The organism is Paenibacillus sp. A3 (assembly GCF_001399685.1).
Taxonomy (GTDB): domain Bacteria; phylum Bacillota; class Bacilli; order Paenibacillales; family NBRC-103111; genus Paenibacillus_G.
Genome location: NZ_JTHN01000232.1, coordinates 1 through 23,452 on the forward strand (window position 1 = coordinate 1; position 23,452 = coordinate 23,452).

General features: G+C 52.4%; 23 protein-coding genes and 2 pseudogenes. 5 read left to right on the forward strand and 20 right to left on the reverse strand.

Annotated features, from left to right (window positions below):
• The 6 genes and pseudogenes from QJ48_RS29790 to QJ48_RS29815 form a co-directional block, all read right to left on the reverse strand.
• Positions 1-1,049, reverse strand: a pseudogene (locus QJ48_RS29790) (hypothetical protein); the annotation flags it as partial.
• A 222-nt stretch (positions 1,050-1,271) separates the two neighbouring features.
• Positions 1,272-2,564: a hypothetical protein gene (locus QJ48_RS29795; protein WP_054976994.1), complete on the reverse strand. Its 1,293-nt coding sequence runs from the start codon at positions 2,562-2,564 to the stop codon at positions 1,272-1,274.
• 601 nt (positions 2,565-3,165) lie between these two features.
• Positions 3,166-3,723 (reverse strand): elongation factor P, encoded by a 558-nt coding sequence (gene efp, locus QJ48_RS29800; RefSeq protein WP_054976995.1) that lies wholly within the window; start codon positions 3,721-3,723, stop codon positions 3,166-3,168.
• A gap of 125 nt (positions 3,724-3,848) precedes the next feature.
• Positions 3,849-4,923 (reverse strand): annotated as a pseudogene (locus tag QJ48_RS29805) (M24 family metallopeptidase).
• 3 nt (positions 4,924-4,926) lie between these two features.
• Positions 4,927-5,373, reverse strand: coding sequence for a type II 3-dehydroquinate dehydratase (gene aroQ / locus QJ48_RS29810; RefSeq protein ID WP_054976996.1), 447 nt, complete (start codon positions 5,371-5,373; stop codon positions 4,927-4,929).
• 184 nt (positions 5,374-5,557) lie between these two features.
• On the reverse strand, positions 5,558-6,067 hold the full coding sequence (locus tag QJ48_RS29815; protein ID WP_054976997.1) for a YqhR family membrane protein: 510 nt from the start codon (positions 6,065-6,067) through the stop codon (positions 5,558-5,560).
• Between the two features lie 148 nt (positions 6,068-6,215).
• On the opposite strand from QJ48_RS29815, the gene QJ48_RS29820 reads away from it, so the two are divergent.
• Complete coding sequence (locus QJ48_RS29820; RefSeq protein ID WP_054976998.1) at positions 6,216-7,142, forward strand: DUF1385 domain-containing protein; 927 nt, start codon at positions 6,216-6,218, stop codon at positions 7,140-7,142.
• A gap of 23 nt (positions 7,143-7,165) precedes the next feature.
• A complete protein-coding gene (locus tag QJ48_RS29825; RefSeq protein WP_054976999.1) occupies positions 7,166-7,438 on the forward strand; it encodes a hypothetical protein in 273 nt (90 codons plus the stop codon).
• 59 nt (positions 7,439-7,497) lie between these two features.
• On the opposite strand, the gene QJ48_RS29830 is transcribed toward QJ48_RS29825, so the two are convergent.
• On the reverse strand, positions 7,498-8,487 hold the full coding sequence (locus QJ48_RS29830) for a patatin-like phospholipase family protein (RefSeq protein ID WP_054977000.1): 990 nt from the start codon (positions 8,485-8,487) through the stop codon (positions 7,498-7,500).
• Between the two features lie 101 nt (positions 8,488-8,588).
• Positions 8,589-9,011, reverse strand: a complete 423-nt coding sequence (gene mntR, locus QJ48_RS29835; RefSeq protein ID WP_054977001.1) for a transcriptional regulator MntR — start codon at positions 9,009-9,011, stop codon at positions 8,589-8,591.
• Between the two features lie 244 nt (positions 9,012-9,255).
• On the opposite strand from mntR, the gene splB reads away from it, so the two are divergent.
• Positions 9,256-10,317: a spore photoproduct lyase gene (gene splB, locus QJ48_RS29840; protein WP_054977002.1), complete on the forward strand. Its 1,062-nt coding sequence runs from the start codon at positions 9,256-9,258 to the stop codon at positions 10,315-10,317.
• 3 nt (positions 10,318-10,320) lie between these two features.
• Here the strand turns inward: splB and QJ48_RS29845 are convergent, their stop codons facing one another.
• From QJ48_RS29845 to QJ48_RS29900, 12 genes are all read right to left on the reverse strand, one after another.
• A complete protein-coding gene (locus QJ48_RS29845; protein ID WP_054977003.1) occupies positions 10,321-11,028 on the reverse strand; it encodes a cytochrome c biogenesis CcdA family protein in 708 nt (235 codons plus the stop codon).
• 35 nt (positions 11,029-11,063) lie between these two features.
• A complete protein-coding gene (locus tag QJ48_RS29850; protein WP_054977004.1) occupies positions 11,064-11,867 on the reverse strand; it encodes a metal ABC transporter permease in 804 nt (267 codons plus the stop codon).
• Between the two features lie 54 nt (positions 11,868-11,921).
• Positions 11,922-12,698, reverse strand: a complete 777-nt coding sequence (locus QJ48_RS29855; RefSeq protein ID WP_054977005.1) for a metal ABC transporter ATP-binding protein — start codon at positions 12,696-12,698, stop codon at positions 11,922-11,924.
• Positions 12,699-12,729: 31 nt separating this feature from the next.
• Positions 12,730-13,725, reverse strand: a complete 996-nt coding sequence (locus QJ48_RS29860) for a metal ABC transporter substrate-binding protein (RefSeq protein WP_054977006.1) — start codon at positions 13,723-13,725, stop codon at positions 12,730-12,732.
• 169 nt (positions 13,726-13,894) lie between these two features.
• Positions 13,895-14,968 carry a Gfo/Idh/MocA family protein gene (locus QJ48_RS29865; RefSeq protein ID WP_054977007.1) on the reverse strand — a complete coding sequence of 358 codons (1,074 nt, stop codon included), beginning with the start codon at positions 14,966-14,968 and terminating at the stop codon, positions 13,895-13,897.
• A gap of 51 nt (positions 14,969-15,019) precedes the next feature.
• Positions 15,020-17,020 carry a methionine--tRNA ligase gene (gene metG, locus QJ48_RS29870; protein WP_054977008.1) on the reverse strand — a complete coding sequence of 667 codons (2,001 nt, stop codon included), beginning with the start codon at positions 17,018-17,020 and terminating at the stop codon, positions 15,020-15,022.
• Positions 17,021-17,382: 362 nt separating this feature from the next.
• Positions 17,383-17,592, reverse strand: coding sequence for a membrane protein insertion efficiency factor YidD (gene yidD / locus QJ48_RS29875; protein ID WP_025847146.1), 210 nt, complete (start codon positions 17,590-17,592; stop codon positions 17,383-17,385).
• Positions 17,593-17,768: 176 nt separating this feature from the next.
• Positions 17,769-18,197, reverse strand: a complete 429-nt coding sequence (locus QJ48_RS29880) for a hypothetical protein (RefSeq protein ID WP_054977009.1) — start codon at positions 18,195-18,197, stop codon at positions 17,769-17,771.
• 94 nt (positions 18,198-18,291) lie between these two features.
• Complete coding sequence (locus QJ48_RS29885; protein WP_054977010.1) at positions 18,292-18,969, reverse strand: hypothetical protein; 678 nt, start codon at positions 18,967-18,969, stop codon at positions 18,292-18,294.
• A 112-nt stretch (positions 18,970-19,081) separates the two neighbouring features.
• The gene (locus QJ48_RS29890) at positions 19,082-20,152 is read right to left on the reverse strand and encodes a rod shape-determining protein (protein WP_054977011.1); all 1,071 of its coding nucleotides are present in this window, start codon (positions 20,150-20,152) and stop codon (positions 19,082-19,084) included.
• Positions 20,136-21,605, reverse strand: coding sequence for an ATP-binding protein (locus QJ48_RS29895; protein ID WP_054977012.1), 1,470 nt, complete (start codon positions 21,603-21,605; stop codon positions 20,136-20,138). Before QJ48_RS29895 ends, QJ48_RS29890 begins: the two co-directional genes overlap by 17 nt.
• The gene (locus QJ48_RS29900; protein ID WP_054977013.1) at positions 21,605-22,303 is read right to left on the reverse strand and encodes a response regulator transcription factor; all 699 of its coding nucleotides are present in this window, start codon (positions 22,301-22,303) and stop codon (positions 21,605-21,607) included. Before QJ48_RS29900 ends, QJ48_RS29895 begins: the two co-directional genes overlap by 1 nt.
• A 287-nt stretch (positions 22,304-22,590) precedes the next feature.
• On the opposite strand from QJ48_RS29900, the gene QJ48_RS29905 reads away from it, so the two are divergent.
• Complete coding sequence (locus tag QJ48_RS29905) at positions 22,591-22,932, forward strand: hypothetical protein (protein WP_054977020.1); 342 nt, start codon at positions 22,591-22,593, stop codon at positions 22,930-22,932.
• A complete protein-coding gene (locus QJ48_RS29910; protein WP_054977014.1) occupies positions 22,919-23,386 on the forward strand; it encodes a type II toxin-antitoxin system VapC family toxin in 468 nt (155 codons plus the stop codon). Before QJ48_RS29905 ends, QJ48_RS29910 begins: the two co-directional genes overlap by 14 nt.
• Positions 23,387-23,452 lie beyond the last annotated feature (66 nt).

Sequence of the window (23,452 nt, forward strand, 5' to 3'; positions counted from 1 at the left end):
TTATCTCCTAACAAAAGAAAATTATCAATGCAAATATTCTTTATGGTTTCAGAACAATTCCTCATCTCAACTTCAATAGTTAATAAATAATTGTTATATGATATTTCATGACAGAAAATCAAAAGTTCGTTAATATAAGGAGGACCCATATAGTGCGAATCATAACTATAATCATTCCTTTCACTTACTTTTATTAATTCTTCTAGGTTCTCTTTTCCAGATAAAAGACTATATAGGTATCTGAGGTTTTGGAACCGTTCAAATAATGAGAATTCACCAAAAATTTTTTTGTAGATGTTTTTATATAGCTTGTGCAAATTTGAATTCTTTTCTATTTTCTCCTCTAGATTATTGATAAATAAATTTATCCTATATTTTAATGTATTGTTAGTAAAGTATCTAATGATTTTTTTATATGTTTTGTAGTTTAACTTATTTCTATCATAGTAGAATTTATATGATAAGGTTGCCGAAGCTTGGTATGATCCATGATAATATCTAATCAGAATACTCCATACTCTATACAAAACTAGCATTTGATCTATCTTTTTCATGGTCTGCTTATCAAAAAATTTAATTTTTTTTGATAACATTCTAAGTTCTAGTAAAAGAAGTTCAATGAGCTCTAAATCTTGAATTTTATTGCTGAATCCACTTAAGTCATCCTGATAATAAAATGACCATACGGTACTGTATTTATCTATTAATTTGGGACTAGCATAAATAAGGTTAGTTCCCACATGTTCCTTAATTTTCACTAGAATGTCATCTTCTCTAACTCCAAATTTAATATCATGTCCTCTTCTAAAATGTGATGAAATATCGAGATATGCATATATATCAAGAAGAATTGGAGCATAAAGTTTCTGGTAGATTTCTTTGGCAGTCTTTTGATTATCTCTCCTCACTGTAAACAAATGAGAAATATACTGGGCAGTCATTGCACCAAAAAAAGCGCCTATCAATGTAGCTGAAGAAGTTAAAACGGCGGGTCTATAATTATCTGGGATTTGATCAATCAAATATATTAAGTTCTCTAGAAGCTTCACTGATACACCTCAAATTTTAATTAATATATGTGACGTATTACTGGATTAAGGTTGGTAGGCCGTGTTTTCACCACATTGCTGGTGTAGATGGTTCTACCTGACTCCACAGACCTAGAATCGATTGAGATCCACAGATGAGTAATTTAGTTATGGACGTTAATATCTCCTCGATTTGCTAAATAAAAAAGCCAGTCTTTTTGTATATCATTTAGACTGGCATTTTTAAAACAATTTGATTTGATTGGGATCATCTAAAACAGCTTCTGCTTCTTTTATCAAATCTTCCCAAGGCCATTTTACAGTAAGGTATTTTCTATAAAACAACAATTGTCTGTCTACAGCAGTAATATCATCATTAGCTTCATTAAAGGCAATCACAAGACCTCTTCCATCACTATCGACCTGTATTTCCTCTAATTTTGTTAGAATGGTACGCATATTTATCTTTTGAATTCTCGGCTGACGTACATGTGCTTTTCTATAAATTTCCTCTAAATTCAATCCATTTATTAGCTTCTCATCACTAGCACCGACTATTACTGCCATTGCGTGAGCATAAATGCCAGTTGAGTCTTTTCGCTTTCGAATCCCAGATGAAACTGTACGAGCAAACTGCTGATATAATGCATTTAGCTGTTCAGCATATTTCATTGCAGATGATTCAAACAAATCAATATTATCAATTATCGAAGTACTATCTTGTTCTTCGATGATACACGCTTCGTCAAGCAATAATAGAATTAGTTGCTGAAGTATTCCAATATTTCCAAAACACGTATTAATAAGCTGGTTTTTAATTTCACTCGAAATTTCAATATTTAATGCTCTGCTTCCCTTATCAATTACAGATAATAAATCATTTGATGACCAATAAATTGATAATTCTATAATTCTCCCTGAGAGATCTTGATTCAAATATGTCAACATATTACTTTGTGACCAGACACCAATTATAACTACAAAGCAACCATAATCCCATAAAGTTTTCAAGTCAAAAGCAAAAAGGGTCCTTTCGGCAATTGATAGATAGTGAAAGTCCTCTATAATTAGCTTTCTTTCCGATTTAATAATAAGTTCAGCAATGAATCTTAAATCATGAATATCTTGACCGATTATCTTAGTTTTATTATCTTCAGTAGTTTCATTTTCAATACTAGCCTTTATCCCTATTTTCGCTAATAATGTTGCCCCTATGCTACTCTCCGCTTCAATTCGACCTTTTAACTTTGTTCCGGAAGATTGTTCTATTGTAAGCTTTATACCTAATTGGGAAAGTGCATCAGTATATATATCTAAAACAGATTTTCCATATCTACACTGTACAATTAATCCATTTGGAATATTTTTTTGTCTAAACCAAGACTTCCCGCATTTTGATTCGCCACGAAGTGCTAGATGAGTTGGTCTTCTTAAATATTTTTGAACTTCAATGTCGAGACTTCCACGGTCGACATATGAATTTATAAGTATCTTATTTGACATACCGAAAACTTCATGACTTTGTAATTTAGGCATTATGTACTTCCTTTCAGGAACAAGTCATTTACGCTTATGATACCATAAATTAACATAATTAAAAACCTCTTTCAAATGTTTTGTTCTTCTGTCAAACAAACCAGCATCGTCTAAAACCGATGCATACTGATATTTCTACCTGTTGATAGGGTGTTGAGCAGGCTTTCTGCTTGAGTCCACTTCCTTGAGTATCATAACAAATTTAAATAATTCTAACATTTAAAAGCAACGTTTCTTAAAGTGAAGTCTTCAAACATCTATCAGCAAAATTAAGACCTAATTTACTTACAGACCACTACTAATGTTAGAGAAACTTGGTTTTTCATTAATACTCAAAAAATCTAAGATTACATGAACTATTACTCGTCGCATAAGTTTTTTGGTAAGAGTGATTATATCATTTCCTAAGTTGCAGCATGATGCCCTTATTTGATATTTTCTTAGGGATTCCCATATCACAAGTTACTGATAAGAATGCCCAGTAAAAGCTAACCCACACTGACAAAGAGAATTTAGGATACTGCTCATACAATTGCTCATCACTAAAAACAAAAAAAATCCTTACCTCTCCGAAGAAAGGTAAGGATTTTCCACCGCTCAATTAAGCGCGGGAGATGTATTGGCCCTCGCGAGTATCGATCAAGAGCACGTCGCCTTCGTTGATGAAGAGCGGCACTTGAACGTTCAAGCCGGTTTCGACTTTCGCGTTCTTCGTAGCGCCTTGCGCCGTGTTGCCTTTGATGCCCGGCTCGGTTTCGATAACCTTCAGCTCAACGCTGTTCGGCAGGTTGATCCCGAGGATCTCGCCTTGGTAGCTCATGATGTTGATGTTCATGTTTTCTTTGAGGAAGTTCAATTCCCACTTGATTTGCTTGTCTTCCAGATTGATTTGGTCGAACGATTCCGTATCCATGAACGTATGCTCTTTGCCGCTGGCATACAGATATTGCATTTGACGGTTTTCGATGTGAGCGCGGCTCACGTTCTCACCGGCGCGGAACGTACGCTCTACGGTGTTGCCGTTGCGCAGGTTTTTCAGCTTGGAGCGGACGAAGGCAGCGCCTTTACCCGGTTTAACGTGCTGGAAATCGATAACGGTGAACAAATCGCCGTCTACTTCAATGGTTAAGCCTGTTTTAAAATCGTTAACTGAAATCACTACAAAAACCTCCCTAAAATGTGAGCAGACGACAGTGCCTCAAGCCTTGTAAGAATCAGTCTCCGGATCATCCGGACCTATCCTTGCCTTCGCCTTGGTTGATGCCGCTACCAAGATGCATAAAGTTATGGTATCACAATCAAGTCTTTGCTGGATTGTGTTAACCTCCGATTGCCTGTTTCCGTGATGACGATATCGTCCTCGATTCGGACGCCGCCGAAGCCTGGCAAATAAATGCCGGGTTCCACGGTAACCACCATGCCTGGAGTTAGTACAACATCGCCCTGAATCGACAGCCGCGGCGCTTCGTGAACTTCCATCCCAAGCCCGTGACCGGTGCCATGGCCGAAATGATCGCCGTAGCCGTACCGCTTGATCATATCGCGTGCGACGGCATCCGCTTCCTTGCCGGTCATTCCCGGCTTGATTCGCTCGAGCGCTTCCATTTGCGCTTCGAGAACGATCTTGTAGATGTCGCAGTGTTTATCCGTCGGCGTACCGACGATGACCGTACGGGTAATGTCGGAACAGTAGCTTTTGTAATAGGCTCCGAAATCGAGCGTCACAAATTCGCCGGTCCCGATGATTTTGTCGCTGGCTTTGCCGTGCGGCAGCGCAGAGCGTTCGCCGGAAGCGACGATCGTTTCGAACGAAGTTGAAGCGGCGCCATGCTTGCGCACGAACATTTCAATTTCTAGAGAAATGTCCAGCTCTTTGACCCCGGACTTCAGCAGCCCGAGAATGTGGACAAACGTGCGGTCTGCCAGATCGGCCGCCTGCTGCATGACGGCGATCTCTTCGTCGTCCTTGATCATGCGAAGCGACTCGACCAGTCCTCCGGTCGGCGCGAATTCGATTCCGCCGAGCGCTTCGGCGTAGCTGCTGTAGGTGCCGTAGCTGAGGTCGGTTTGTTCAAAGCCAAGCTTGGCTATGCCCCACTTGCGAAGCAGATCGTTAATCGATTCCACGACCTTGGGCCCATGCTCGATGATCTCGTATGCCGGCCGCTTGCTCCGAGGCCTGTGTCACGTAACGAAAGTCGGTCAGCAGTACGGCCCGATCGGCCGTAATGAGCACGTAGCCTGCCGATCCGGTGAAGCCCGTCATATATTTCCGGTTCGTCGCATTCGTGATGAGCAGCGCCGGCAAGCCTTTTTGTTCCAAGAGGCCGCGCAGCCGCCTGATTCGCTGTTGCTGCATTTGCTATCCCTCCGCGCTATCAATATACTGGACCAGCGCCCGCAAGCCCAGCTCGTAACTGTTCGCGCCGAAGCCCGCGATTTGGCCCACGGCTACCGGGGCGATTACCGATACGTGGCGGAAAGCTTCCCTTTTATGAATGTTCGAAATATGTACTTCAACCGTCGGGATGCCTACAGCGCTGATGGCATCGCGGATCGCATAGCTGTAATGCGTGAACGCGCCCGGATTGAACAAGATGCCGGCTTTCTGCCCATAGGCGGCATGAATGCGGTCAATCAGATCACCCTCGTGATTCGACTGGTAACATTCCAATCCGACCCCGAGCTCCTCCGTCAGCTTGGTCAGCCTGTCCGTTATGGCATGAAGCGACAAGCTCCCGTAAACGCCGGGCTCCCGGATGCCAAGCATGTTCAAATTCGGCCCATTCAACAACAAAATGTGCTTCATCCGTGAAACCTCCCAACCTGATAAATCCGCACACACTTAGCCATTTTACCATAACCTTCCCCGGTTTGAGAACTTTTTTTTGCGCGCTCAGGCGGCCGAATAAAGCGGTTTTACCAATGATTAGGCGATCCGAATTGGGCACAACGCGCAGATGAAGTAGGGACAGTCTGCAAGCCGTTCGAATTCATGTTGGCTCCGGTTCGTCCCGGCCTTCGGTAAACGGCTCCCGCTCCCGCTCGTCTGTAAATTCGAAGCTGATGGAATAGCCGATAAACAATCCCCACAGCACGAACAGGCACGCTTGGGTCACCACCGTGTTTAGATCCAGATAAGCGATCCAATTCATCATCCCGGTGACCGGTCCGACCAATAGGAACAAGAACGCCCACCAGGCGACGCCGTATCCGATTCCGTACCACGGACCGTACGCTTTGGCGAATAACATCGTGTACAATAAAGCGGCAACGACGGACAGCGCGATAAATACCAGCCAACCCAGCAAATATCCCCGCCATGTCATCAGGTAAGAATGCTTGTACAAGGGCTCGAGCAAAAATCCGGGCGAAAGCGAAGTAAAATGAAAATAGTTGGCAAGTATTTGAACCCCACCCCAGATCAACCCGGCGAAAAAACCGATATATACCGCGAAATTCCATCGATTCGTACGAGGCGTCCTATCGCTTCGGCGATTCATGCCCAAATCCCTCCCCGATTTCGGATATCCACTAGTATGTGCAAAAGTTCCACCGATAAACAAGTGGCAATATGACTGCGGATTCGCTAAAATACAAATATGGCATCATTCATCGTTATTTATTCATAGTAGAAGAAGGTGTATTGTATTGTCGGAAAAGAATCAACCAACGGCCGTTTACGGCGGCCAAGCCGTGATTGAAGGCGTCATGTTTGCCGGCCAGAAGGTGAACGTTACGGCGGTGCGCCGAAAAGATAATACCATCCATTATCTTGAGGTTCCCAGAAAAGAAATCGGCTGGGTTCAGGCATTGAAGAAAATTCCGCTGATCCGGGGGATTGTCGGGATTGTGGAAGCGAGTGCCAAAGGGGCGCAGCACTTGAATTTTTCGGCAGAGGTGTTTGCCGAGGAAGAAGGTGTGGTTAAGGAAGAGAAGAAGGAATCGCTGACCGGAAAAATTTCCATGATCCTTGGGGTGGCGGTCGTCGGGATTTTATCCTTTTTGTTCGGCAAGTTCGTGTTCACGCTTGTTCCGCCGACCATTGAGCAGATGCTGTTCGGAAGTTTGTTCGAGAACCAGATCGGGCATAACCTGATCGAAGGCTTGATCAAAATTATTTTGCTTGTCGGGTATATTTATTTTATTTCGCTTACGCCAATGATCAAACGTTTATTTCAATACCACGGTGCCGAACATAAGGTTATTAGCGCTTACGAGGCGGGCCTGGAGCTGACCGTCCAGAACGTGCAAAAGTTCAGCACGCTGCATTACCGGTGCGGCAGCAGCTTCATCGTCTTTACGGTCATCGTCGGGGTTGTCATTTACTCGTTCTTTCAATACGATTCGTTCCTGGAGCGGATCATTCAACGGATCGTCCTGCTTCCGCTTGTGATCGGCGTATCCTACGAAGTTTTGCGGTTCACCAACAGCCTGCGGGACATTCCGGTGCTTCGTTTCCTCGGCTATCCCGGCCTATGGCTGCAATTGCTCACGACCAAAGAACCGGACGATTCCCAAGTGGAAGTATCCATTGCCTCCTTCAACCGGATGCGGGAGCTCGACCGGCAAATTTAACATAAGACAAGGAGGGGTCCTGCATGAGAAACCGCAACAGTACGGTCGCTTACGTGATTTTCGGCTTGATCGCCATCGGAATACTGGCTAGTGTTCTCTCCAATCCAGGCACCTTTATTATCCCGATTCTCGTATTCGGTGCGATTTTCTTCCTGTACAAGTTCCCGCCGAACCGATGGAGACAACCGAAACGGCCGTCCTCCTCCCGGTTTCAAAAAGGAAAGCGGCGCAACGCCACGTTCCGCGTCATTCAAGGCAGCAAGGACAGCTCGGACGAACCGCCCAAATACCATTAATTATTCATAGCATGAAAGCGGCAGCCTCTCCCCAAGAGCGCTTGCCGCTTTTGTTTTTTTCAAGCTTTCTTGGAATAGCGGTTCGGAACCCGGCAGACGTGAGTCAAATAGTTGTGCTTGTACTCGGTCATCTTCCAATGCGCGAAAAAGGCATGCGTTGCCCGCTGTCCGGATTCGAACAGCTTCAGGCTCTGCTCGGTCGAGATGTCGAAATCGGTGATGCTGACGCCGAGCGTCGGAATTTTAACCGTACGGAACCGGTTCGTCTCTTGGATATAGCGGTCGTCGTGCGCCTCCAGCATGGTTGAGAACAAGGCCCGCATCATGCTGACCGGACCGTGAATGGCGTTCGGCTGGCCTGCGCCGCGGCCCACCATTTGGAAGCCGATGGTCGGGATCATCTGATCGATCGGCGGCGCTTCCGTCGAATCGAAGATCCACAACGGAAAGTTGCTGAGCAGTCCTCCGTCCACGATGTAAACGAACTGGTCCATGAATTTATCTCCGGGCAGACGGTGCTCGAACGATTTGCGTATGATCACCGGATCGAAGAAGTAAGGGATCGACGTACTCATTCGAACGGCTTTCGCGATCATGAACCGGCGGGGATCGATGCCGTAATGGGCGATGTCGTCCGGCAGGACGAGCAGCTTGCGGCTGGAGATGTCGGAGGCGATAATGCGAAGCTGATTCGGCTTCAGATCGCCGAACGTGCGGATGCCCTTGGCCAGCAGCAGCTTATGGATCCAGTGCTCCAGCGCTTCCCCGGAATACAGGCCTTTCTTGATAAACAAACGGGCCAACGGGCCGACCAGCTTTGTATCGAAGATCCGGGAGCGCTGCAGGAACGCGCGAAAAGGCGACGCTTCGATAACCTCCTTCATCTCGTCCGCACGGTATCCCGCCGCAACCAACGAGGCGACGATGGCCCCGGAGGACGTCCCCGCCACCTGATGAAACGAATGTCCGAGCTGCTCCACCGCCGACACGGCCCCCGCAAGCGCGATTCCTTTCACCCCTCCGCCTTCAAACACCGCGTTGATTCTCACCCCGCATCCCCTCTTCCCGCAAAGTCTCTCCAAGAGTATGTATGAGGTGACAAATTGTCCCTATGCTTGGAAAAGAAAAAAAGCCCCCAGTTCTCGGAGGCTTACGATTCTTCCAGCTCTTTCTTAAGGGCAAGCAGCTCTTCGCCGCGGGTGGCGTCACGTTTGAAATATTCAACCAGCGTCTCGATGCATGTGATGGAGTCCCAGCTCAAGTGATGCTCGATGCCCTCGACGTCCTTGTAAATATTTTCATCCGATACGCCAATCATCGTCAAAAACTCTTCCAGCAGATGATGGCGGTCCACCAGCCGTTTGCCGACCTTTTGCCCTTTCGACGTCAGCACAAGTCCGCGGTATTTTTCATAAATTAAGTAGTTGTCTTTGTCGAGCTTCTGAATCATTTTCGTCACCGAAGACGGATGAACCTCAAGTCCTTCGGCGATATCGGAAACGCGCGCGTACCCTTTCTCATCGATTAATTTATAAATTCGTTCCAAATAATCTTCCATACTGGGCGTAGCCATTCCGCGTTCCTCCCGTGTTCCAAAGACGAATCTCGGTAATTTAATGATACACTGATTGATTTATGCAAAGCAAGACTTTGCTGTGAAGGACAAAAACCCATGTGCAGCACCCGGCAGATTTCCCATGTGTGCGCACGGAGTGAATGAAGCATCCTAAGGTCGTTATAAGCGTTCTTAACTATATCACAGCCACATTCCGTAAGCAAGTCCGATACGATTCGTACCATCAGGAGGGATCTCGCACATGGCCACGGAGCTGCTCACACCCCCGATCCGCCAAACGCAGGTGTTTGTCCCGGAGCTCGTCTATTTTGAGCCCGACGCCTTAGACTACCCCAAAGGCAAACGAATCCACGAATGGGCGCTGAAGGAAGGACTTCCGATCCGCATGACGACCTCCCATAACCGGATTACGAACCTTCCGGGCGAGAGCGACCTGGAGAAATACCGGATCGCCAAACGGACGCTGGTCGTCGGAATCCGCAAAACGCTCAAATTCGATACGTCGAAACCGTCGGCCGAGTATGCCATCCCGATAGCGACAGGGTGTATGGCGCACTGCCATTACTGCTACTTGCAAACGACGCTCGGGGCGAAGCCTTATATCCGGGTCTATGTCAATACCGACGATATTCTGAAGCAGGCCAAGCAGTATATTGAAGAAAGAGCGCCGGAAATTACCCGTTTCGAGGCGGCCTGTACGTCGGACCCTGTCGGGCTTGAGCATATCTCGGGCTCGCTGAAGGAATACATCGAATTTATGGGGCGGGAACCGCTGGGCCGACTTCGTTTCGTCACGAAATTTCACCACGTGGAACCGCTGCTGGATGCAAAGCACAACGGTCATACCCGGTTCCGGTTCAGCGTCAATGCCGATTATGTGATCAAACACTTCGAACCGGCGACCTCCAGCTTCTACGAGCGCATCGAGGCGGCCGGCAAAGTAGCCAAGGCCGGCTATCCGCTCGGCTTCATCATCGCCCCCATCATCTGGCACGAAGGCTGGGAAGAAGGCTACGGAGAGCTGCTGCACAAATTGAAAGAGGCCCTTCCGCCGGAAGCGACCTCTGACTTGACGTTCGAATTGATTCAACACCGGTTTACGAAAACGGCCAAAAATATCATTCACCAGCGCTATCCGAAGACGAAGCTGGAGATGGACGAAGCCAAGCGGAAATACAAATGGGGCCGGTGGGGCCAGGGCAAGTACGTCTATCCCGACGAACAGGCCGCGGCGCTGCGCGAATTCATCAGCGAACGCATATTCACCCATTTTCCGAAGGCGAAGATCGATTATTTTACGTGAGCGTCAGCCGATCCAGGAAGGCGTAATGCCTTGCAGCCAGATCGTGATGCGGGTCATTTGATCCGTATACAGCAGCACGGCCACGACGAGCATCACGCCTCCGCCTACTTTCATCATGGTGGCGGAATACTTCAAAATCCATTTGGTCGATCCGATGAAGAGCGCAAGAATGAAGAACGGGATCGCGAAGCCAAGCGAATAAGCGGAAATGAGCGGCAGCCAGGAATTCGGTTCGGTTGCCGCCAGCATCAGCATTGCGGATAGAATCGGGCCGATGCAGGGCGACCATCCTGCGGCGAAGCCGATACCGATCAGCAGCGAGCCGAGGTAGCCGGCCGGCTTCGACTTGATCTGCAGCTTGCGCTCGCGCATGAGCCACTGCGGTTGAAAAATGCCGAGCAGGAACAGTCCCATCACAAAGATCATGATCGCCGAAATTTGCCGCAGCAAATCGCGGTAATCCAGGAACGCGTTGGCGATGACGTTAGCCCCGAGCCCCAACGTGTAGAAAATGATCGAGAACCCGAGAATGAAGCTAAGCGTATGGGTAATCAGCTTGAACCGGACTTCTTTGGTACTCTGCTCGTCCTTGAGCTTCCCGACGGAAACGCCGGTTATGTAGGACAAATACGAAGGATACAGCGGCAAGCAGCAGGGTGATATGAAAGAAACGAAGCCTGCCCACAGCGCGATCCAAATGTTAAGTTCCACGGCTACCGTTCACCATCCTTTTACCTCTTTGTTACTTACAGGCGAAGTCCCCGTTTTACCGTCAAAATGCCGATGAGTATCGCGATCAGCAGCAGCACGACCGTCGCTCCCGGCGCCAAGTCCCACACGCCTGCGGAGACTAGCCCGGCAATGACGGCAAGCTCGGAGAACAAAATTGACCAGAAGATCGAATGCTTGAAGCTGCGGGCGACCAGCAGGCTGCAGGCGACCGGAATCGTCAGCAGCGAGGAAACGAGCAGCGCCCCGACGATTTTGATCGAGACGCTGATGACCAGCGCCGTCAGCATCGTAATCATAATATTATAGAAGCGCAGCGGCAGGCCGCTCACGCCGGCCGCGTCTTCGTCGAAGAAGAGCAGGAACATTTCTTTGTAATTCATCAGCACGAACGCCACGACAATGGCCGCAACGCCGCCAACGACCCAAAGGTCGGTATTGTCCAGCGTATAAATGCTGCCGAAAAAGTAGCTCATGACGTTAATGTTAAAGCCTTTGCCGATCGTAAACAGTAAGGTCGCAAGCGCCACGCCGCCCGACATAATAATCGCAATCGATAGCTCGGCGTAGGTCTTGTACGCTTTGCGCAGCCGCTCGATGCCGAACGAGGCCAGCAAGGCGAATAACAGTCCGACGCCTATCGGGTAAACGTTGATCAAAAATCCGAGCGCGACCCCGGCGATCGATACGTGCGCGAGCGTGTCTCCGATCATCGATAAGCGGCGCAGGACGAGAAATACGCCCATAAGCGGAGCAGTCAAGCCGATTAATAAACCGCCGATCAGCGCCCGCTGAAAAAAATATTCGGTAAAGATGTCCAAAGCCAGTTCTCTCCTATCTGCCCGCTGCATCCTGCCGTTATTACACGGTCAGGGTTATACTTCAATCGTTTCTCTAAGCTGCTGCATCGAGTGAGTCAGATCGGTTTCGCGGCAATTTTCCGGCTCGTGCGTATGCTTGACGTAGAACGATAGACCGCCGCTCTTCTGCACCGAGTCCTCCCCGAGATACGATTGTATCATATCCATATCGTGCGATACCATAATAAACGTGATGTGGTGATGCTGGTGCATATGCCGGATCATGCGGAAAAAGCCGGCCTGCGTCTCGGCGTCGATGCCGACGGTAGGCTCGTCCAGAATAAGCAGCTCCGGGTTGTTAATTAATGCCCGGGCGAGGAAAACCCGCTGCTGCTGGCCGCCGGACAATTGGCCGATCCGCCGGTCTGCCAGATCTTCGATACGCATCGCATAGAGCGCGTCGTCTGTTTTGCTGCGCTCCTGCTTGGTCAGACGGCGGAACATATTCTTTTTGCCGAACAGCCCGGAGGTGACCACTTCGCGGACCGTAGCCGGAAATAAGGGATTTAGCGCATTTTTCTGCGGCACGTACCCGACGCGCTCCCAGTCGCGGAATTGTTCGATCGGCTGGCCGAAGAGACGGATTTCGCCGCGCGCCGGCTTCAGCAGCCCGACGATCATCTTCAGCAGCGTCGTCTTACCTGCGCCGTTGGAGCCGACCAATCCGACGAAATCGCGCTCCAGAATCGAGAAGTTCAAGCCGTGGATCACGGGTTTATTTTCATAAGAAAAAAAGATGTCATCGATCGTAACGATCTGTTGATGACATCCAAAGCGAGCATTCGTTTGCATGGCAAAGCTCCTTATACGGAAGGTCTCCCTTCTATTGTAATGCTTTTAATAAATTATTCAAATTGTTTTCCATCAGGGACACATAATCGTCACCCTTTTTCGCCTGTTCTTCGGTCAACCCTTCAAGCGGGCTGAGGACAAGCGTTTCGACTCCGGCATCCTTCGCAAGCGTCTTGGCCAGTTTGTCGGATACAAGCTCCTCAAAGAATATATATTTCACTTGATTGTCTTTAATGAATTGCAAAATAGTTTTCATATCCTTGGACGTCGGTTCGGCATCCGGAGCAAGCCCCATAATCGCCTTCTGGTTCAGTCCGTAGGCTTTGGCCAAATACCCGAACGATTGATGCGTCACCACAATGTCCTTCTTGGACACCTTAGCAAGCTCGCTCTTGTATTTGCCGTCCAACTGGTCCAGTCGGTCGGCGAGCTTCTTGAAGTTTGCTTCGTAATCCGCTTTGTGTGCTCCGTCGACTTGGATCAGCGCGTCTTTGATGTTGACGGCCAGCTGCTTGGCATTGGCCGGGCTCAGCCATACGTGCGGGTCCGTGTTGCCGTGTTCGTGATCGTGGCCGTGCTCGTCTTTGCCTTCTTCTTTCTTCTCGTCATGGCCGTGCTCATCCCCGTGTTCCTCTTCTGTGCCGGGAAGCAGCTCGATGCCGCGGCTTGCTTCGACCACAACGGTCTTGCTGTCCTTCTTCAAGCTGTCGAGCGTATCCTGCACCCAACCCTCGAAGCCGGCGCCCAAATAGACGAACAGATCCGATTTGGTCAAATTCTGGATGTCGCGGCTCTTCGGCGACCAATCGTGGGGCTCGACGCCGGCCGGCACCAGATTGACGACGTTGACGTGATCTCCGCCGATTTTGGAGGCAAAATCATATAACGGATAAAAGCTGGCTACGATATTGATCTTGCCGTTCACAAGCGCAGGCTGCGAACGTCCTCCGCAAGCGGACAGCAATGTAGACAGCAGCAGAATCAGGATGACGGGAAGGATGGCCCGTTTGATGAATGTTCGCTTCATAAGATGATACCCTCCGAGACGTAAATCGTAATTTTTTTCATTAACAACGACGATTATACGCCCCGCCCATTCGCTTGTCAACGGTAAATGTAGAAATTACGATAAAGCCAAAAATACCCCTTTGCGCCTGAGATTGGCAAAGGGGTATTTCGATCTATACGGTTGTAAGCTACTCGACGCGAACCGCTTGCTGCTGGGCTTTCAAGCACAGTTCGGCTGCTTTGAAGGCATGCTCCTGCGTCATTGCGTTCTCCGTCCGGTGGATGCAGTCGAGGATCAACTGCCCGAAGAACGGATAGCCGACTTCGCCGTGAACGGAGAAATGCCGCTCGCCTTCCTTGTTCACCAGGTAGACGTGGTCCCCCTGCTTATCCCGGGCAATATCGATATATTTGCGCAGCTCGATGTACCCGTCCGTACCGACGATGAGCGTCCGGCCGTCGCCCCAAGTGCCGAGGCCGTCCGGCGTCAGCCAGTCGACGCGGAAGTAGAAGGTTGCGCCGTTATCGCCGGTCAGCGTGGCGTCTCCGAAATCTTCCAGCTCCGGGAACTGCTTGTTGTTATAATTGGCTACCCGGCTGCTGACGACCGTGGCATCTTTGGCGCCAGTGTAGAACAGGAACTGCTCGATCTGATGGCTGCCGATATCGCACAGGATGCCGCCGTATTTCTCCCGCTCGAAAAACCACTGCGGACGGGTCGGCGCGTTCAACCGGTGCGGGCCCCAGCCCATCACGTGCACGACGCGGCCGATGGCGCCCTTCTGAATCAATTCCCCGGCGAACACGGCGCTTTCCACATGCAGCCGTTCGCTGTAATAGACCATGTACTTCCGGCCCGTTTCTTTTACTTTCGCACGGGCGGCTTCAAGCTGCGATAACGCGGTGAACGGCGTCTTGTCGGTAAAGTAGTCTTTGCCCGCGTTCATAACACGAACCCCAAGCGCTCCGCGCTCCGAAGGGACGGCCGCTGCCGCTACGAGTTGAATTCCCGGATCGCGCAGAATTTCCTCCTCCGAAGCGGCGGCCTTGGCTTGCGGGTACCGCTTGACGAACGCTTCGACTTTCACCGGATCCGGGTCGTAAACGGCAACCAAATCGGCTCCCGCTTCCATCAGGCCGTTGCACATACCGAATATATGGCCGTGATCCAGCCCTATCGCGGCAAAAGCGAATTCTCCCGGCTTCACGACCGGATTCGGTTTCCCCTGCGGCGCGTAATTCATTCCGTCGTTCTTCTGCATACAAGGAGCCTCCCACCATGGTATTCTATTGACTGTTCACGTGAACAACCCTTATTTTACCACAGATCCGTTCGGAATTGAATCGGAAACTGTCGCGAGAGTCAACCGGTCTCCTTGCGATGCGGCCAAAATCATGCCCTGCGACAATTCGCCGCGAAGCTTGACCGGCTTCAGGTTCGTGACGCAGATGACTTTGCGGCCGACCATTTGCTCCGGCGTATAGTATTTGGCGATGCCGGAGACCACCTGACGCTGCTCGTAGCCGAGATCGAGCTGCAGCTTCAGCAGCTTGTCGGCGTTCTTCACCGGCTCGGCGGCGATGACCTCGGCCACCCGCAGGTCGACCTTGAAGAAATCGTCGATCGAGATTTCAGGCGAAGCCTCCGGCGCCGGCACGGCGGCCGTCTCCGCTTTCGCGTCCGCCGCCTTCGACTCTTCGGACGCGGACTCCGCCGCAGGAATCGTTCCGCCGTTCATCGATTCCGCGATGAACGCGATCTCCTTGTCCGCCTCCAGACGCGGGAACATCGCTTCGCCCTTCGCCACACGCGTGCCGGCAGGCAGCGTTCCGAAAGTGTGCACCGTATCCCATACGGTGAGCGGACCGGCTTCGATGCCGAGCTGCTGCCACATGCGGCGCGGCGTCTCTGTCATGAACGGCTGGAGCAGCACGGACGAGATTCGCAGCGATTCGGCGAGCACGTACAGCACGGAACCGAGCGTCTCCCGCTTCGTCTCGTCTTTCGCCAGGTTCCACGGCTGTGTCTCGTCGATGTATTTGTTCGTGCGGCTAACAAGCTGCCAGATCGCGGAGAGCGCTACGGAAAACTCCATTTTTTCCATCGCTTCCTCGACTTTGGCGACCGTCGCTTCGGCCGTCTCCAGCACGGCGGCGTCGAATTCGGTCACTCCGGCGACATACGGCTGCACCTCGCCGCCGAAATATTTGTCGATCATCGCTACGGTCCGGCTGAGCAGATTGCCGAGGTCGTTCGCCAGGTCGAAGTTAATCCGCTCTACGAAGCTTTCCGGTGTAAATGTACCGTCCGAGCCGAACGGCACTTCCCGCATCAAGTAATAACGGAGCGCGTCGAGGCCATAGCGGTCGATCAACGTGACCGGGTCCACGACGTTGCCTTTGGATTTGGACATTTTACCATCCTTCATCAGCAGCCAGCCGTGGCCGATGACCTTCTTCGGCAGCGGAAGACCGAGCGCCATCAGCATCGCCGGCCAGATGATCGTATGGAAGCGCACGATCTCCTTGCTCATCAGATGCACGTCCGCTGGCCAGTATGTCTGGTAGCGGCTGTCATCCTCGCTGCCGTAGCCGAGCGCGGTAATATAGTTCGAGAGCGCGTCGATCCAGACGTAGATCACGTGCTTCGGATTGCCCGGCACGCGGATGCCCCAGTCGAACGTCGTCCGGGAGACGGCCAAATCCTCCAGACCGGGCTTGATGAAGTTGTTGATCATCTCGTTGCGGCGGGACTCCGGATGAATGAACTCCGGGTGCTTCTCGTAATGCTCAATCAGCCGGTCGGCATATTTGCTGAGCCGGAAGAAGTAGCTCTCTTCCTTTACCCATTCCACCGGGCGTCCGCAGTCCGGGCATTTGCCGTCGACCAGCTTGTTTTCGAGGAAAAACGATTCGCACGGCGTACAGTACCAGCCTTCGTAATGGCCGAGGTAAATGTCGTCCTGCTCCATCAGCTTCGTGAAAATTTTCTCGACGGCCTGCTTATGGCGCGCGTCGGTCGTACGGATGAAATCGTCGTACGAGATATCGAGCTTTTTCCACAGGTCCTTGATTCCGGCGACGATATCGTCGACGAACTGCTGCGGCGTCTTGCCCGCCTCCTGCGCTTTGCGCTCGATCTTCTGCCCGTGCTCGTCGGTGCCCGTCAAGTACATGACGTTGTAGCCGCGCAGCCGCTTGTACCGGGCCATGACGTCGCCCGCCACCGTCGAATACGCGTGGCCAATGTGCAGTTTGTCGCTCGGGTAATAAATGGGCGTCGTGATGTAAAAGCTTTTCTTGGTTTCAGACATGTTCAAATGACCTCCTAGTGAATTGAAAATGCAAAAAAGCTCTCATCCCTATGGGACGAGAGCTCGAACTCACGCGGTACCACCCAACTTCCCCCGTTCGGACGCATGGCGAACCAAAGCGCCGTTCGAGGCTTAACGGTCAATCGCTGACCATCCGTTAACGCCGGAGCTACGATGAAAGCTTACCGCCTGCGGCCGGCTTCGACCGCGAGCATGGCTCGCCTTCATATCCTCCCGGACCATCTTCCTTCGCATCGGCCGACCGGTTCTCAGCGTCTCCGGCTCTCTGTGCGGCTTCCGGCAAAGTACTTATCCGTTCATGGGATTATTAAGCCAAATATATCGAAAATGAACCGTCCGTGTCAAGGGACGTGATCCACTCCTCCAGGGTGGAACGGATGGCATTTGCAAATCCGCTTCACCGTAAGCCACGAACCGCGGGCCGCGCCGTGCTTCTCCAGCGCTTCCAGCGCGTAGGCGGAGCAGGTCGGGTAAAACCGGCAGGTCGGCGGTTTCAGCGGCGAGATCCATTTGCGGTAAAAGCGGACGCCTCCTTGCAGTACCCGTTTCACGATGATCGCGGCTCCTTTCCTCAGCTTGTTTCTATCATCATGCCTGAACGAGGAGGCCGGTGTCAAACAGGAAGCGCACCGAACCGATCATGCGATAAAAAAAAGATCTGCGCCGCGTCCATCTTGCGATGGGGCACGGGCAGACCTTTGCAGACTTGGATGAGTGTAGCTTGCGACTAGCTGCTCTTCTTCGCTTGCTTGCTCGCTTTGTGCTCCTGCTTCTTCGCTTGAATCTCCTTGGCGAGCTCTTGGACGGTTTTGCCTTGGGTGGAAATGCCCAGCTTCTCCGCTTCGGCTTTCCGCTTGGCCAGGGCCTCGGCTCGCTTCTGCTCGGCGAGCGCCTTGCGCTTCTCTTGAATGGCCGCCTTCAGTTCCTTCGCCGATTTGCCCTCGGTCGCAATCCCGAGACTTGCCGCTTTTGCCTGCAGCTGCGCGAGCTGTTCGGCCTGCAGCGACGCCTTGGCTTGCTTATACTGAGCCTTGGCCTCCTTCACGGCAGTCTGGCTTGGCTTCTGCGCGGCAGCCGGCGCAGCGCTTGCGGATACCGCCCCGCCGAGCAGCATGGCGCAGGCAATACCGACCGTTAAGAGCTTGTTCATTTTCATGGTCATTTCCTCCCACATCTTGTTGTCGTATGTCGTGTTGCGAGAAAAATGTACCATGGATTTATTACATAACTATGACAAAGACCGGATCGCGTTACCGCAGCCCCTCCAGCCTGCTGCGAAGCGCCTGCATCGGAGACAGCACCCGGGCGCCGGACGCCGCTTCGGCACGTGCGGCCGCGTCCGTCATCGACAATTGAGCCGCCGCGACCGGGGCAGATGATTTCTGTATCATGCCCAGCAGGAACGCTTCAACCTGCTCCGCATACGCCGCTTCCCGTCCTTGCAGCAGCAGCTCGAAGCAGCCTGGGCCGGACACCGCCGTCTGCGCCTTGAACGCTCTGCCCCGCAGCTTGGCATGGGCATGCAGCCGCTCCATCGTCCCTTCTACGGTGGCCGGATTCGTGAAAGCGACGACCGCCTCGTCCCCGAGCTTCAACAGCTCGTCAAACCACGGCTCGTCGATCGCGATGACCGGAACGCCGCCCGCCGCTTCGAGCGCTTGCTCCAAGGGCGACAGCGCAGCGATATAATTCGTGCACGTGATGACAATGGCATCTACCCCGCAGCCAGCGATCCATTCCAGTTGGCCGCGCAGCTTCGCCTGCACCTGACGCGCCTCCGCTTCGGACGCCGCTGCCCGGGTCAGCCAATGGATCGCGCCGGGATCGACAAAATGCAGGCAGGAGAACGTCTCGCGATCCAGACCTTCCTCCAAATACCGGATATTCGAATGATGCGCATGCAAGCAGCCCAGCCGCTTTACCGCCATGGCAACCGCCTCCCTATGAGTCCAAGCTTTTTTCATAGCTTAGCGGCAATTCCATGAACGGTCAACGGCTTATTTCCGGGCCCTGCAGCAGCTCCTGAGCCTGGGCCGCCTTCTAAGCGTCCTGCCGCAGAGGCTCCTCTTCCGCCTGAGTTCCGACGTTCCGCCCGGGGATCGCATTCCCGCGGCTCCAGCCCTCCCGCTTAAAATCGATCATCATGCCGGCTCCCAGCGCCGTGCAATCCTGCGGCTCCGCCGCCAGATGGACGGGGACACTGGTTTCTGCCTGAATCCGCTCGACCAGCCCGTGAAGCAGCGAGCCGCCTCCGCACAGAAGAATGCCTCGCTCCACCACGTCCCCGGCAAGCTCCGGCGGACAATGCTCAAGCGTCACCCGGATCGCATCCAAAATGGTCACCAGAAAATCGTCCATCAGTTCGAAAATTTCGCCGGAGGTCAAGCGGAGCGACCGGGGCAGACCGTCGATCAGATCCCGGCCTTTGATATCGATGGCCTTGTCCTTCTGACGCTCGACGACCGACCCGATCTGCTTCTTGATCTCCTCCGCGGTCCGTTCGCCGATCGCCAGATTGTATGTTTTTTTGACGTATTCGATGATATCCTGATCGAGCGACATTCCTGCGCGCCGCACCGTATGGCTGACCACGATGCCTCCGAGCGACAGCACGGCCACTTGACTCGCCCCCCCGCCGATATCGAGCACCAAGCTGCCGATGGGCTGGTCGACCGGAAGTCCGGCCCCAAGCGCCGCGGCAAGCGGCTCTTCCACGGCTATCGCCTTCTTGGCGCCTTTATGCACCATCGTCTCTTCGACGGCGCGCTTCTGCACGTTTGTGATGCCGCACGGTACCGATATGTATACCTGCGAGCTGCGGAACCAGGGGGCTCGGCCTTGAATTTTTTTAATAAAATGCTGTAGCATCGCGCTCGTAATGTCAAAGTTGGCAATTACTCCGTCCATCAGCGGATAAATGATGTCGATATTGCCCGGGGTCCGGCCGATCATGGCCTGCGCTTCCGTACCGGCCGCCACCATCTCGCCCGAATCCTGCCGGATCGCCACCACGGACGGCTCCCGCAGGACGATGCCTTTCCCGTGCTGGTAAATCACCGTATTCGAAGTTCCCAAATCAATGCCGTACAGCGTATCAAATCGCTTTAACATGTTGTCTTCCTCCTTCGTGTATTGCGTTCTGAGCCGCCGGCAGCCGGAACTCGAATACGGTTCCTTGGCCGACTTCGCTGCGGACGGTAATCGTGCCGCCATGCAGCTCTACCAGTTCCCGGACAATGGCCAGTCCGAGCCCGGTGCCGCTGCCTTTTTTGCTCCGGCCGCGGTCCACCTTGAAAAAGCGCTCCCAGATCATCTCCTGATCGTCGGGGGAAATCCCGATGCCGGTATCCGCCACGTGAATGACAAGCAGCTCGCTTTCCGCACGGGCGCTCAGCAAGATTTTGCCGTTTTCCGTAAATTTCACGGCATTCTTCACTAAATTTTTCATAATTTGCTCGAAGCGGTCCCGGTCCGCATACGCGTCCGGCAGTCCCTCTTCCGTCCGCATTTCGATCGCCGTGTTTCGCTCCGCGGCTTCCGGTCCGAACATGGCGGCGATGTGCGCAAATAACTGACGCACGTCCACCGGGCTGCGGGACAAGGCGATCTCGTCGTTTTCCAGCTTGATCAGATCGGCGATGTCATCCACCAAACGGTTCATATGAAGCGTTTCTTTGTAAATGATGTCGTAATATTTCGGCTTGGCCGCATCGTCGATCAGATCGTCCTGAAGCGCCTCCAGAAACCCTTGCATGGCCGTCAGCGGCGTCCGCAGCTCGTGGGATACGTTCGCCAGGAAATCCTGGCGGATTTGCTCCTGCTTGCGCTTGTCTTCGTCCGTCCGCTGCAGCTTGTCCGCCATCTGATTGATGGTGGCGGCCAGCTCCCCGATCTCATCGTTCGAATAAATCTCGATCCGCTCGCCGTAATCTCCATGCCCAATGCGCAGCGCCAGCTTGTCGATCCGTCGCAGCGGCCGGGAGATGGACCACGACAAATACGAAGCCGTCGCCGCCGACAGCAGCACGCCTACGAGAGTGACCCACAGGATCGTTTCGCGCATTAACGTGATCGTTTCGTTCATTCCGGCGACCGAGGCGTGCAGCACGATTCCTCCGTAGACCTCATTGTCCTTGCCCCACGGGACGACGACGGACAGCATCGACTCCTTGAGCCCTTCGAACCGCGGCTCGTTCAGCAACGCCTCTTCGCCGTTCAAGACTTTGCGGACGACGGCAGGATCGACGGATTTGCCGACGTACACCTCGTCCTTGCTGGAGGTGGCCGCGATTTTGCCGCCCCGGTCGAACAGCCAAATGCGCGCGTCGAACGTCTGGTCGAAGAACAGCAGCAGCTCCTTGAGGCGATCGTCCGGTACAACGACGGTTTGAACCGCCAGGTTGACCCGTTTCGCCTTGCGCAGCAGCTCTTCCTTTTGCGAATCGACGATATAATCCTTGGTCAGCAACGAAAGCAGAAACCCGACGACGCAGAGACCCAGCAGCATGGTGAACATATGGCCGAACAGCAGCCGGCGGAAAATGCTTTTGCCGATGCCAAGCATTATTCCTGAACCTCGAATTTATACCCTACGCCCCACACCGTATGAATACAGTCGCTCCGGTACGGGAGCAGCTTCTCCCTTAATTTTTTCACGTGCACGTCGACCGTGCGAATATCCCCGATAAACTCGTAGCCCCACACCTGCTCCAGCAATTGCTCCCGTGTGTACACTGTCCCCGGAGACCGGGCCAGATGCGTCAGCAGATCGAACTCCTTCGGGCGAAGAACGATCCGCTCCTCTCCGGCCAGCACCTCGCGGCGCTCCGTGTTGATGGAGAGCCCCTCGAACGTAATGGCGACCGGTTCACCCGGTTCTCCCGGCAACTTGCGGCGCTGCATCCGGCGGAAGATCGCCTTGATCCGCGCCACGAGCTCCCGCGGACTGAACGGCTTCGTGACGTAATCGTCGGCGCCGAGCTCAAGCCCCAGCACCCGGTCGAACTCTTCCCGCTTCGCCGTCAGCATGATGACGGGAATATCGAACCTTTTCAAAATTTGGCGGCATGCTTCGAAGCCGTCCATCTTCGGCATCATGACGTCGAGAATGACGATGTCCGGTGCTTCCTTCTCGACAAGCTCAAGCGCCTCCTCACCGTCCTGCGCCTCGATCATGCTGATGTGCTGCTTTTCAAAATAAAGCCGGATGATCTCCCTGACGTTCGGGTCATCGTCGGCGACCAGTACTTTCCAAGAATTCATGCAGACAGTGCTCCTTTTGCCGGTGAAGATACTATAGCATTCTCCCGCCCCCCCTATTTTGCGGGGGGATTAGCCGAAAAAGGGGCCATACTCCTTAACGTTACACGAAAAATTTGAGCAAATTGTGTTCAAAATCGGACCAAACGGTTAAATAACTGTGTTCAAAGCATGAGCGCTCTCAAATAAAGGCGAAAATCCCCTAAAAACGGCGGTTTTCGTCGAACAGTATAAGGAGGTCGGCTTGCGTATTCAAGCCCGCATAAATTGTGTTGTGGAAGGTGACGCCCGTGAGCAGTTCCAAGGAATTCATGCAAAGCCAGCTGAGGAAGTGGAAATCCGCCGCATCCCAGCTCATATCGACGGAGGGGGAAGCCGTCGAGACCGCCGCCATCGAGCTGGAGCCCGAGGTTTACGATAAGTGCAGACGAATGGCCGAAGCCGAACAGACGACCGTCAGCGCGGTGGTTCATTATATGATCGACCAATATTTTGCCGTACGGTCCCACGAAATGGCGTTTCAAGCGACCATGGAGCAGAAGGAAAGAAATCCGCTGCTGCAGCTCGACAGCTTGACGAGGCGGAAGGAACGGTATACGGGCGAGGAGGTGCCAAGCTATGATCGTGCATGATTCCGCAGACTTGCAGCAGGCGGTCTTTCTGGAGCAGTCCGCCCTGATGGCATTTATGAATCCGGAGGACCCGTATTATTTGAAGGCCCGGTCGCTGTTCTTCGACCTGGACGATATGGACCGGCATTTGGCTACGACGAACTATGTGATCTTCGAAACGCACCAATGGCTGCGCAATCATTTTGACTATTCGGATGCGCAGTTTTTCTTGAACACGATGGAAAAAGCGGTCCAACAGGGCGTGCTGACGATCGTACCGGGAACACCGGAGCTGGAGCGGGAATCGAAGCGGCTCATTATCGATTTTCCGAACTACCGCTTCTCGCTGACCGAAGCAATGACGGCCGTCGTGATGCTGTCCTGCCAGATGAAACGGATTTTCACCTTTAATCCGAATTATTCGTTCCTGCCCAAGCTGGATCGTGAAATCAAGGTGCTGCCAAGCATTTTGTAACGAAGCGGGGAAAAAGAAAACCTGACGGCCGGCCCGGTTTTGGGCTGTGCTCCGTCAGGTTTTCGC

Coding starts and splice junctions, on each gene's coding strand:
- QJ48_RS29895 (WP_054977012.1), bottom strand. CDS start 21,605: ATGCTTGGCATCGGCAAAAGCATTTTCCGCCGGCTGCTGTTCGGCCAT.
- QJ48_RS29815 (WP_054976997.1), bottom strand. CDS start 6,067: ATGAATCGCCGAAGCGATAGGACGCCTCGTACGAATCGATGGAATTTC.
- QJ48_RS29865 (WP_054977007.1), bottom strand. CDS start 14,968: ATGCAGAAGAACGACGGAATGAATTACGCGCCGCAGGGGAAACCGAAT.
- QJ48_RS29855 (WP_054977005.1), bottom strand. CDS start 12,698: ATGCAAACGAATGCTCGCTTTGGATGTCATCAACAGATCGTTACGATC.
- QJ48_RS29890 (WP_054977011.1), bottom strand. CDS start 20,152: ATGTTAAAGCGATTTGATACGCTGTACGGCATTGATTTGGGAACTTCG.
- QJ48_RS29880 (WP_054977009.1), bottom strand. CDS start 18,197: ATGAAAATGAACAAGCTCTTAACGGTCGGTATTGCCTGCGCCATGCTG.
- splB (WP_054977002.1), top strand. CDS start 9,256: ATGGCCACGGAGCTGCTCACACCCCCGATCCGCCAAACGCAGGTGTTT.
- QJ48_RS29900 (WP_054977013.1), bottom strand. CDS start 22,303: ATGAATTCTTGGAAAGTACTGGTCGCCGACGATGACCCGAACGTCAGG.
- QJ48_RS29860 (WP_054977006.1), bottom strand. CDS start 13,725: ATGAAGCGAACATTCATCAAACGGGCCATCCTTCCCGTCATCCTGATT.
- mntR (WP_054977001.1), bottom strand. CDS start 9,011: ATGGCTACGCCCAGTATGGAAGATTATTTGGAACGAATTTATAAATTA.
- QJ48_RS29825 (WP_054976999.1), top strand. CDS start 7,166: ATGAGAAACCGCAACAGTACGGTCGCTTACGTGATTTTCGGCTTGATC.
- metG (WP_054977008.1), bottom strand. CDS start 17,020: ATGTCTGAAACCAAGAAAAGCTTTTACATCACGACGCCCATTTATTAC.
- QJ48_RS29910 (WP_054977014.1), top strand. CDS start 22,919: ATGATCGTGCATGATTCCGCAGACTTGCAGCAGGCGGTCTTTCTGGAG.
- QJ48_RS29885 (WP_054977010.1), bottom strand. CDS start 18,969: ATGGCGGTAAAGCGGCTGGGCTGCTTGCATGCGCATCATTCGAATATC.
- QJ48_RS29795 (WP_054976994.1), bottom strand. CDS start 2,564: ATGCCTAAATTACAAAGTCATGAAGTTTTCGGTATGTCAAATAAGATA.
- aroQ (WP_054976996.1), bottom strand. CDS start 5,373: ATGAAGCACATTTTGTTGTTGAATGGGCCGAATTTGAACATGCTTGGC.